9 protein-coding genes are annotated in these 11,289 nt (G+C 33.0%); all 9 read right to left on the minus strand.

What is annotated here, in order from left to right; genetic code table 11:
• Positions 1 to 177 precede the first annotated feature (177 nt).
• On the minus strand, positions 178 to 1,116 hold the full coding sequence (dnaI, locus tag AC1RPY_RS03290) for a primosomal protein DnaI (protein WP_409022691.1): 939 nt from the start codon (positions 1,114 to 1,116) through the stop codon (positions 178 to 180).
• The gene (locus tag AC1RPY_RS03295) at positions 1,116 to 2,516 is read right to left on the minus strand and encodes a replication initiation and membrane attachment family protein (RefSeq protein WP_481762173.1); all 1,401 of its coding nucleotides are present in this window, start codon (positions 2,514 to 2,516) and stop codon (positions 1,116 to 1,118) included. The genes dnaI and AC1RPY_RS03295 overlap by 1 nt, the downstream gene beginning before the upstream one ends.
• 6 nt (positions 2,517 to 2,522) lie before the next feature.
• On the minus strand, positions 2,523 to 3,011 hold the full coding sequence (gene nrdR, locus AC1RPY_RS03300; RefSeq protein WP_409022693.1) for a transcriptional regulator NrdR: 489 nt from the start codon (positions 3,009 to 3,011) through the stop codon (positions 2,523 to 2,525).
• A gap of 32 nt (positions 3,012 to 3,043) precedes the next feature.
• Positions 3,044 to 3,643: a dephospho-CoA kinase gene (coaE, locus tag AC1RPY_RS03305; protein WP_481761200.1), complete on the minus strand. Its 600-nt coding sequence runs from the start codon at positions 3,641 to 3,643 to the stop codon at positions 3,044 to 3,046.
• 2 nt (positions 3,644 to 3,645) lie between these two features.
• The gene (gene mutM, locus AC1RPY_RS03310; protein WP_481761199.1) at positions 3,646 to 4,479 is read right to left on the minus strand and encodes a DNA-formamidopyrimidine glycosylase; all 834 of its coding nucleotides are present in this window, start codon (positions 4,477 to 4,479) and stop codon (positions 3,646 to 3,648) included.
• Positions 4,480 to 4,500: 21 nt separating this feature from the next.
• Positions 4,501 to 7,182 (minus strand): DNA polymerase I, encoded by a 2,682-nt coding sequence (polA, locus tag AC1RPY_RS03315; RefSeq protein WP_481761198.1) that lies wholly within the window; start codon positions 7,180 to 7,182, stop codon positions 4,501 to 4,503.
• Between the two features lie 152 nt (positions 7,183 to 7,334).
• Positions 7,335 to 8,036, minus strand: coding sequence for a Bax inhibitor-1/YccA family protein (locus tag AC1RPY_RS03320; protein ID WP_481761197.1), 702 nt, complete (start codon positions 8,034 to 8,036; stop codon positions 7,335 to 7,337).
• A gap of 297 nt (positions 8,037 to 8,333) precedes the next feature.
• Entirely contained in the window at positions 8,334 to 9,665 is a 1,332-nt protein-coding gene (gene murC, locus AC1RPY_RS03325) for a UDP-N-acetylmuramate--L-alanine ligase (protein WP_481761401.1), read from the minus strand.
• Positions 9,666 to 9,734: 69 nt separating this feature from the next.
• Positions 9,735 to 11,289: DNA translocase FtsK (locus AC1RPY_RS03330; protein WP_481761196.1), on the minus strand; the 1,555-nt coding region annotated here is incomplete at its 5' end.

Raw genomic sequence — 11,289 nt, forward strand, 5'->3', positions numbered from 1 at the left:
TCCAATCCGACCTGATAAAAATCAGGCAACATTATGGAAGTGGTCATCACTTATTCTCTGCCAGAAAAGCTTTCAGCTATGCTTTCCCTCCCTGCGGACATAAAAAAAGAATGTAATCTTCCGTATCAATTTAATAACTATTTAACCATTTTTAGTGAAATTTAGCAACTATTATTCTTATTTAGGTCGACGATTTTTTCCAACAATCTTAACTTCTTTTGCTAAAAAGTGAATTCGTTCCATAATTCTTTTTGCCTTAAGAGGCTCGTCTTCACCCTTTTGACTAATACGTAAATGCTCATCTTCTAGTTGTTTCATCGAAAAATTAGAACTAAAGAAAGTTGGTAATTCTTCTTGCATGCGATATTGTAAAATAACACCTAAAATATCATCACGAACCCAACTAGACATTGCATCGGCACCAATATCATCAATCATTAAAATTTCAGATTTTTTAACAGCATTTAGCATGTCATAAACACGATTATCACTAATAGCATTTTTAATTTCAACTGCAAAACTAGGGAAATGCATTAAAGTCGTTTGGTATCCTCGACTTGCTAATTCATTGGCCATAGCACCTAAAAGATATGTTTTACCAACGCCAAAGCTACCATAAAAATACATTGCTTGGTGATAAGATTTAGGACTATCAACAAATGTTGTTATAAATTTTAAACTCTGGCTAAGTGCATCCCCACGTTCATCCATATCAAAGCCATTCATAGTCGCGTTTTTGATATCTTTAGACATACTCATTGATTTAACTCGCTTAGCTAATGCTCTACTTTTTTGAGCCTCGATAAAAGAATCTGTTGGTACATAGGAAACATCAATCATATGATTATTCAAAACCAATTGTGGCTTATAACCTGGTGCTATCATTCCTTTACCAAGAATAATTTTATTTTTTTCAGATAAGAATTCATACAATTTTGCATCAGCGCGTCGAATACTATCCTCTGTTAATTCAGCTTTATTTCTATCTAAAAAAGCGATGACATCTGAATCTTCATAAACTTTTCTCATTAAATCACGATAATTAACATTAGGATATCTTTCACTCAGGTTGTCCTTTTCAAGAAATTTTTTGATTTCTGTCCCTAAATCTTCCATCATTTTCCTCCTTTGGGTGCTGTTTTATTAAATTCAGCAAGTTGTCTTTTTAGTTCATCCTTATCAACTTTTACATCCACTTTTGGTGCTTGATAGTCATCTTTAGCCCAATCAGGCAATGTCTCTTTTTTAATTATTTTTCTTTGTCGTTGGTTTGACGCCTTAGTTTCAGTCTTTTTATTGTTAAATTGTCGAACCTGATTAATGGCTTCTTCAGGTGTCTTCACTTTTTGCTGTGACCAATCATTAGCCATAGTATCGACAAACGATTTATTAAGTGTTGATAAATCACGGTCAATCAAAATGTAATGAATCAGAATATTAATGACTGAATTAGAAAATATCTGTCGTTGAATAAGTTGCTGTAACAGATATGCTTCACTGTCAGTGACATATCCACCCTTGCTTTCTTTTAACGATTTCAAAAAATCAAAAGGTTTATAGGCTTCACTCGCAAGAATTAACTGCGAATCCTCTTCAGAAAAACCAACTTTTTTTAGCGTTTCAACAGATTTCATATTAACCTTTTTATTATCACTACTTGTTAAATCTTCTTGTTTTTTCAGTTTAATTTGTTGATTATATTTGTGAGCAATATGTTGCTTGAATGAATTATAATCAACTTCATTTGTTGATAAGTCAGCTGAATCTCCAATAAATTGGGCCATTTCGATTTCATCAATACCATACAAGAGATGCTCTGAAATAATTAAATCCCGCTGTTCATTGATATTATCCAAAGAAACGAAACTCTTTTCCAGTAGTTCAATAAAAAATTTAAAATCAAATGACTCAATACTACCTGACTCAACTAACTTTTTCGGTATCTTCTTGTCCGTTGAAAAAACTTTTTTACTTTCAGAAATAATATCAGGTTTATTAGACAAATGATCTTGATTAACTTGGAAAACATCTAAGAAACTTTTAGATGTTTCTTTGAAGCCATCTAATTTTAAAATTGGTAACGCAAATCGAGTGGTAATTTCTTTGTACCTACCATCACCAATCGATTCCCAGAGTAAAGTGCTTAGTAAATCATCTGTAAAAAAATCAGTTGCTTGCAAAGGTCGACGCAATTGATAGACAACAACTTTTCCTATTGCATCCTCTTTTTCAAAGCTCTTCAAAAGCCCTAAAGCTTCAAGGGCACTTCTTGCTTCATAAAACATTGCTATGTCAATATTTAGTAATGCAAGTAATTCACTATGCATCTTTCGATTAGATAATTGTGGATTTTGACCTGCCTCACCTTTCAATAGAGCAAATAGACCACTCGCAATCACACCCATAACAGGTTGATACAAGTAGTCTAGTCGTTCAATATCATCATTTGTAACTTTTTCATCCATTAAAACGACATAACCGTCTTTCGGACTCATATTTCCGCATATATCAATCATTGATTATCATTCCTTCAAATCCGGTTTATCTGTAGGTGTTTTATCACGAGCCATCATTTCATTTAATTCTTTTAAGAAAACACTCATATCTTTAAATTGGCGATAAACACTAGCAAATCTAATGTACGCAATTTCATCTACATCAGCCAATAATCCCATAACATATTCACCAATTAGTTGGCTAGAAATTTCATTTTCACCTAATGCTCTAACATTATTTTCCACTTGATCCACAAGATGAGTGATAGCTTTCATTGAAACTGGTCTTTTCTCAGCAGAACTGATAATACCTTTAAGAATCTTTTCACGATTAAATTCTTCACGTGTTCCATTTTTTTTAATAACAAGTAGTGGTGTAGCTTCAACTCGTTCAAATGTTGTGAATCTAAATTCACAATTTTCACATTCACGACGTCGTCTGATAACGCGACCTTCATCTGTTGGTCGACTGTCAACGACTCGAGAGCCATTATGTTGGCAATGTGGACATTTCATTGTGACACCTCATTATTTTTTATTTACATTATTTAACCATTAATTTGATTACTAAGCCAGTTTAGCACTTGAACCCTTGTAACGGCAACCGTTGTTGAATTATCTATTACAAAATCTGCTAAATCTTTTTTCTTTTGAATGGGCCATTGTGCTTTAACCCTTAACATCGCCTCATCTAAAGACAATTCATCCCGCTTCATTAAACGTTCTAATTGTGCTGTTTCAGGTACATAGATAACCATTACTGCATCACAAAGTAATTGGTAGTTTTGCTCAAATAATAAAGGCATATCCAAAATAATTAACTGGCTACCTAATTTTTTTTGGACTTCTATTTGTGACAAGATTTCTTTTCTAATAGCAGGAACCATAATGCCGTTCAATTTTTTTAACTCTGTTGCATCATTAAAAACTAGCTGACCTAACTCTTTTCGATTCAAATTCCCGGTTAATGATAAATATTTTTCACCAAATGTTTGAATGATTATTTTTAATGTTACAGATTCTGGTTCAACAGCTTGTCTCGCAATAACGTCTGCATCAATAACTGTGATATTTTCTTCTCTAAAAATACGACTAACTGTTGATTTACCTGTTGCTATGCCACCAGTTAGTCCAAGAATATAAGTCATTTTTAAACTTCCTTTAACGGTTGGCAATGTGGACAGTAGTGTGTCCCTCGTTGTGCCACTTTTATTTTAACAATAGGCGCTCCGCATCTAGGACATGGTTTTCCTGTTTGACCATAGACATTCAAATCAAATTGGAACAAACCCGTCTCACCAAACGCACCCGTATAGGATCTAATTGTTGTTCCACCAGCTTGTACCGCAGTGGCTAGCTCAAGAATAATATTTTTACGTAATATAGCTAATTTCCTATCAGAAATTAAATTTGCTGGCTGTTCCGGATTAATTTTACTCATCCATAAAACTTCATCAACATAAATATTTCCAAGACCAGCAACCGCTTCTTGATTTAATAACACAGGCTTGATTGCCATATGCTTACGAGATAAATATTTTTTGAAATAACTGAGCTTAAAATCATCTTCTGTCGGTTCTGGTCCTAGCTTCTTAAGTCCCGAAAGTTCACGTTCTCGACCTGTGGGGATTAGTTGCATGCGTCCAAACTTACGAACATCATTGTATCTTAAATCTTGCCCATCAGTTAAATGAAATATGACGTGGGAATGTTTTTCAATTGGTTCATCTGATCCACGGACAAAATATTTGCCTTCCATTCTTAAATGAGAAACCATTGTCATTTTACTATCAAAACGAAAAAGTAAGTATTTACCCAGTCTATCGATTGATTCAATCTTTCTACCTTCTAATTCACGCTTAAAATCTAGTACATCCCCAGATACAATTTTAGGCCATAAAACATCAATTGATTTAATTGTCTTACCTATAACTAATTGACTAAGACCTCTTCGAACCGTTTCAACTTCTGGTAATTCTGGCATATAATTACCCCCAACCACTTTTTATTTAGTATCAAACCAACTATCACCAAACGCACTCTCAACTTTTAAAGGAACCTCTAAAGAAACAGCAGCGTCCATAACTTCAGGAACTTTCTTTTGCAAGATAGCAATTTCTTCTTCAGGTGCTTCAAAAATTAATTCATCATGTACTTGTAATAACATTTTGGCTTGTAAATGTTCTTCTTCTAACATTTTGTTCATATTAATCATCGCTACTTTAATAATATCCGCAGCACTACCTTGAATTGGGGTATTCATTGCAGTTCTTTCAGCAAAAGAACGTAAATTAAAGTTTCGACTGTTAATATCTGGTAAATAACGACGACGATGGAATAATGTTTCAACATAGCCCTTATCTTTAGCTTCACGCACAACGCTTTCCATGTAGTTCTTAACGCCTGTAAATTCATTTAAATAAGTATCAATAAATGTTTGTGCTTGTTTTCTAGTAATCCCAATATTTTGTGACAATCCATAATCACTAATACCATAAACAATCCCAAAATTGACTGCCTTAGCTGTTCGACGCATATTTGACGTCACGTCATCTGGCGATTCTAAACTAAAAATTTTCATTGCTGTATTAGCATGGATATCGATTCCTTCTTTAAAAGCTTCTTGCATATTAGCATCATGCGCAATATGGGCCAAAACACGCAACTCAATTTGTGAATAGTCAGATGAGAATATTTTCCATCCCTTATGTTCAGGTATAAATGCTTGTCTAATTTTCTTACCTTCAGGAACGCGGACCGGAATATTTTGTAGATTAGGATCTACAGATGATAATCGGCCTGTCGCTGTCAGTGTTTGTAGGTATCTTGTATGAACTTTCTTATCTTCATGTCTAACTTTTAATAATCCTTCAACATACGTTGATTGAATTTTTGCAATTTGTCGATATTTTAAAATTAAATCTGCAATTGGAGCTATTGTACTAAGTTGTTCTAAAACATCAACTGCAGTTGAGTAACCTGTTTTAGTTTTTTTAACAACAGGTAATTTTAATTTTTCAAATAAAATAACGCCTAATTGTTTTGGTGAATTAATATTAAATTCTTCACCAGCTTCACTATAAATTTTAGTTTCCATATCACTTAAAATAGTTGAAAATTCCTTTTTCATAATCTTCAATCTATCGGCATCCACATTAATGCCTTGAATTTCCATCTTGGCTAATACAAGTGAAAGAGGAAGTTCCATATCCGTGTACAAATCCATTTGCTCATGATCAACTAATCCGGCCATTAATGGTTCTTTCAAAAGATTTAAGGCGTCAACTTTCGATGCCATATGACTAAAGAAAATATCATCATCTTCTGGAATTGCACGTTTAACGCCTTTACCATATACCTCTTCATCAGACTTAACGTCATAGTAATCATGTTTCTGTGCAACTTTACTAAGATCATTACTATTATCACTTGTATCTAACAAATATGAAGCCAACAAAAGATCGAATTCAGTTCCTGCAAGTTGAATGTCCAATCGGTTCAATGCTACATAATTACGTTTAAAATTAAATACATTCTTTTTAATTTTATCATTTGAAAGAATTGAAACTAAAGTTTTAGATTTTAACAAATCAACATCTCGTGTTACGAAAAATTGATTGCCATCACCTATCGCAAATCCATCAAAATCTGCTGTATGATAATTATCTTCCAACATCTCTAAATAAAAAGAAATTGGTTGTGATAATTTAGATAATTCATCTAAATTATCACTAGTTAATACTTTATAATCTGTCTTTTTAGGTTCTGGAAATAAATTCATTTCTACACTATCTGATGCTGAATTTAAATTTAATTGACTTAAAAATTTTTTAAAATCCATTTTTTCATAGAAAGCAACTAACTTATCTAAGTCTTTTCCATCCCATTTTGTATCAGGAAAATCGATTGTGATAGGTGCATCTTGTCGAATTCTGGCTAAATCTTTGCTCATAAATGCTTGATCTTTATCTTCAATTAAATGCTCTTTCATTTTACTTTTCTTTAATTGATCAATATTTTCGTAAAGATTCTCCATTGAGTCATATTCTGTTAATAATTTAATTGCAGTCTTCTCACCAACTTTAGTAACACCGGGATAATTATCTGACGTATCGCCAACTAATCCCTTCATATCAATAATTTGCAATGGTGTTAATCCAAATTTTTCCATTACATGCTCTGGTGTAAATTTTTCGATTTCACTAACGCCTTTTTTTGTGACAGAAACTGTTACTTTATCGGTTGTTAATTGTGTTAAATCTCGATCTCCAGTCACAATAGTCACATTATATCCAGCTTCTTCACCTTTTTTTGCCATTGTGCCTATAATGTCATCTGCTTCAAAATCAATTAATTCGTAAGTTTTAATGCCGTATCCTGCTAGTAATTCTCTAAAATATGGCATTTGTTCTTTTAGTTCTGGCGGTGTTTTTGATCTACCGGCCTTGTAATTATCATATTTTTTAGTTCTAAATGTTGTCTTTCCTGCATCAAATGCAACTAATACATGTGTCGGTTTTTCGGTATCTAATATGACATTCAACATATTATTAAACCCATATAATGCATTTGTATGTAACCCAGCTTGGTTTGTAAATCTATCTACAGATTGGTACAATGCAAAAAATGCACGATAGGCAATACTGTTTCCATCAATCAATAGTAGTTTCTCATTAGTATTAGTCATTTAATATCCGTCTCCTTTGAAAATCTCTATCTCTATTTTACCAAACATCAGCCGTGATTAATAATGAATACGCTAATAACTCAATAAAGTAATAAAAACCCCCAAGTTATAAATCCTTAACTTGGAGGTTTAACCTTCTTATTTATGAATTACTAATCTCTACCACCGTAACCAAAGATTTGTAAGAATGAAATGAATAAATTAATAAAATCAAGATATAACATTAGTGCACCTGTCATAGCTAAGTTAGAAACTGAAACATTGCTATCTCGTTGTAAAAATACTTGTCTTAATTTTTGTGTGTCCCACGCTGTTAAAATGGTGAAAATAATCACAGCGATATATGAGAATACGTAATTAATAAGTTCACTTTGTAAGAATAAATTTACAAATGAAGCAACAATTAGTCCAACCAAAGCTGCTAATGCCTGTGTGCCTAATTTAGTTAAATCTCGTTTAGTAACATTTCCTAAAATGGTCATCGTAACGAATACAGCCGAACTTGCGGCAAATGCAGCAATGATATTCCCGACTGAATACATTGATATAATCAACGACAACGTTACGCCCTCAAGTACAGAATACCCCATCAATAAAGCAAATGTTACAAATGGTGCCCTTGATGCCTTTACGTTAATATTTAAGACAACCACCAATTGGACAATAAATAATGCCCAAATTGACCATGAATGTTCTGCCATAAAGCCATAAACTAATTTTTGAAATACTGTCAATGTTAAAAATGCTGTGACAGCTGAAACGCCAACTGCAAGCGCCATATACCCATATAATTTTGCTAAAAAATGATTTAATCCATCTTTTTCATTAATAATAACGCTATTTTGATTATCCATCTTATTTTCCTCCTTGTTAATTAAGAAATCATGTTTAAAATATTGTGATTAATACACTAAAACCTATTACAACTAATTTAATAAAATGAAATAAGTTAGAGCAATACTACTTATTTTAATCAGAATACAACATGACTTTTAACCTCATACAGCATTAACCTTTTTAAAGGATAACCCCTTGTATGTATAAGGACAAGTGTACCAAATCATGTAAAATTATCAAGAATTTTCACTTTTCGTAAAAAAAAATTAAGTAATAAAAAAGAAATGATTCGAAAATCATTTCTTTTTCAGCAACTAATTATTTTTAAAACTTAAATTACTCAATAATTCTTCATATGCATATTCATATTTTTGGACATCTCCAGCGCCCATAAAAATAACAACTGCATTATTGTAATCAAGTAATGGCGAAAGATTATCAAGTTTGATAATCTCGCCACCCTTAACAATCTTTGCACCAAGATCTTCACTAGAAACATTACCTGATGTTTCACGAGCAGAACTGAAAATATCCGTTAAATAAACCTTATCGGCAAGATTCAAACTAATTGCAAAATCATCCATCAACGCAATAGTTCTACTAAACGTATGTGGTTGGAAGACCGCAATTAATTCTTTATCAGGATATTTTTGACGAGCAGCATCAATTGTTGCTTTAATTTCTGATGGATGATGTGCGTAATCATCAATAATTGTCATATCACCAATATACTTTTCGCTAAACCGGCGTTTAACCCCTTTAAAACTTAATAATTCACTTGCAATTTCTTCTAAATCAACTTTTTCAAAATACGAAACAGCAATAACGGCCAAACTATTTAAGATATTATGTTCACCAAAAATTGGAATTTGGTAATGACCTAATGATGTATCGTGATAATAAACATCGAATTCAGAACCTTTAGTTGTTCGTTTTATATCACGAGCTTGGAAATCATCAGAATCCTTTGTACCATAATAATAAATTGGAACATCAGCTTTTATTTTACGGAGTAAAGGATCATCTCCCCAAGCAAATATTCCTTTTTTGGTTTGTTTTGCAACTGTTTCAAATGAATCAAAAACGTCATCAATACCAGTAAAATAATCTGGATGATCAAAATCAATATTAGTCATAATTGAATAATCTGGGTGATAGGCAACAAAATGTCGACGGTATTCATCTGCTTCATAAACAAAGAATCTTGCATCAGGTTTTCCTTTACCAGTACCATCCCCAATTAAGTAACTCGTTGGTGCAATACCACTTAAGACATGTGCAAGCAATCCTGTTGTACTTGTTTTACCATGAGAGCCGGCAACACCAATACTTGTGTAACCTTCCATTAATCGACTTAACATTTCAGGATAACTGACAATATCTAATCCCATTTCACGTGCCTTTTTAAGTTCAGGATGATCCGCTGTAAATGCATTTCCCGCAATTACAGTCAAACCTTCATGGATATTTTTTTCATCAAATGAATAAACCTTAATATTAGCTAATTCTAATCCACGTTGTGTGAATGTATATTGGTCAATATCAGAGCCTTCAACCTTAAATCCTTGATCGTGTAAAATTAATGCTAAAGAACTCATCCCTGAGCCTTTTATTCCTACAAAATAATATACTTTTTGGTTATTCATCATTATCCCCTTTTCTGACATTATTCATTCATAATTTTACCATAAAATGAGTTAATATTCAGTTTGTCGTTAAAATTCTTCTCTCATCCGTCTGAGTTCATCTTCATTTAAATACACATCTCGAGGTTTCGACCCCTTAGCATGTGAGATATGTTGCTGATTTTCAAGTTCGTCAATAATATTGGCAGCTCTATTATACCCAATTGAAAAGACGCGCTGTAATTTAGAAGTTGAAATGGTTTGTTCGTGCGCAATAAAATCTAAAATACCTGGCAATAAATCATCTTGTTGTTCATTTTGATCTGCCATTTTTTTCAGTCCATCTGGATTAAATGCATATCTTGGCTTTCCTTGAGTTCTAACAAAATCTGTAATTAAATCTACTTCATCTTCTATATACGTTCCTTGTAACCTAACAGCCTGACTTGATCCATTACCTAGATAGAGCATATCGCCTCGTCCAAGTAATTTTTCAGCACCGGCCGTATCCAAGATAGTTCTCGAGTCAATTTGACTAGAAACCATAAATGCAATTCGAGTTGGAATATTATTTTTAATTGTACCCGTAACAACATCAACACTTGGTCGTTGTGTAGCCAGAATTAAATGAATTCCTGCTGCTCTAGCTTTTTGTGTAATTCTTGCAATATATTCTTGAACTTCATTTGAAGCAACCATCATTAAATCAGCTAATTCATCAATAATAATTAAAATATACGGCATCTTTAGGCCAAAATCGCCATTAGCTTCTGCTTTTTGATTAAAGTTACCAATATTTTTAGCTCCAGCTGCAGCTAATTTTTGATAGCGTTCTTCCATTTCATCAACAGCCCATTTCAAAGCTGCCGAAGCTGCTTTTGCATCTGATATAACAGGTGCTAATAAATGAGGAATATCATGATATGGCGCTAATTCGACAGCTTTAGGATCAATCAATAACAATTTAACTTCGTTTGGTGTTGCCTTATATAAAATAGAAACTAATAAACTATTGATAAAAACTGACTTACCAGACCCTGTAGCACCAGCAATTAATCCATGCGGCATTTTTTGTAAGTTAGTTACTTGTGCTTCACCAAATAAATCGACACCTAACGCCACCGTCAATGGTGATTTATTTTCTATAAACACTGGAGATCTCAATACTTCCGAGAGAAGGACTGGTCTTGATTTTAAATTAGGTATTTCAATTCCAACACTACTACGTCCAGGAATTGGCGCCTCTACACGGATATCTTTTGCAGCAAGCGCTAGTTTCAAGTCATCAACAAGGTTGGTAATCTTACTTACCTTAACACCAGCAGCTAATGATACTTCAAATTGGGTCACCGTTGGCCCAACTGTCCAGCCATCAACTTCTGCATTAACATGGAATGCTTCCAATGTATTATTTAATACATCAATTTGAGAAAGTACCCAATCATCTAATTCACCAGCATTTTCTAAAATAGGATCTGGTAATAAATCAAGTGATGGAAATTGATAACTTGCATCTGACCTTTTGACTTCTTCATCTGACTGATTATCATAATAGCTATCTTGTACTTCTTGTACTTCTTGTACTTCTTGTACTTCTTGTACTTCTTGTACTTCTTGTACTTCTTGTACTTCTTGTACTTCTTGC

This window comes from Dellaglioa sp. CoH-56-MRSF-12 (genome assembly GCF_056782075.1).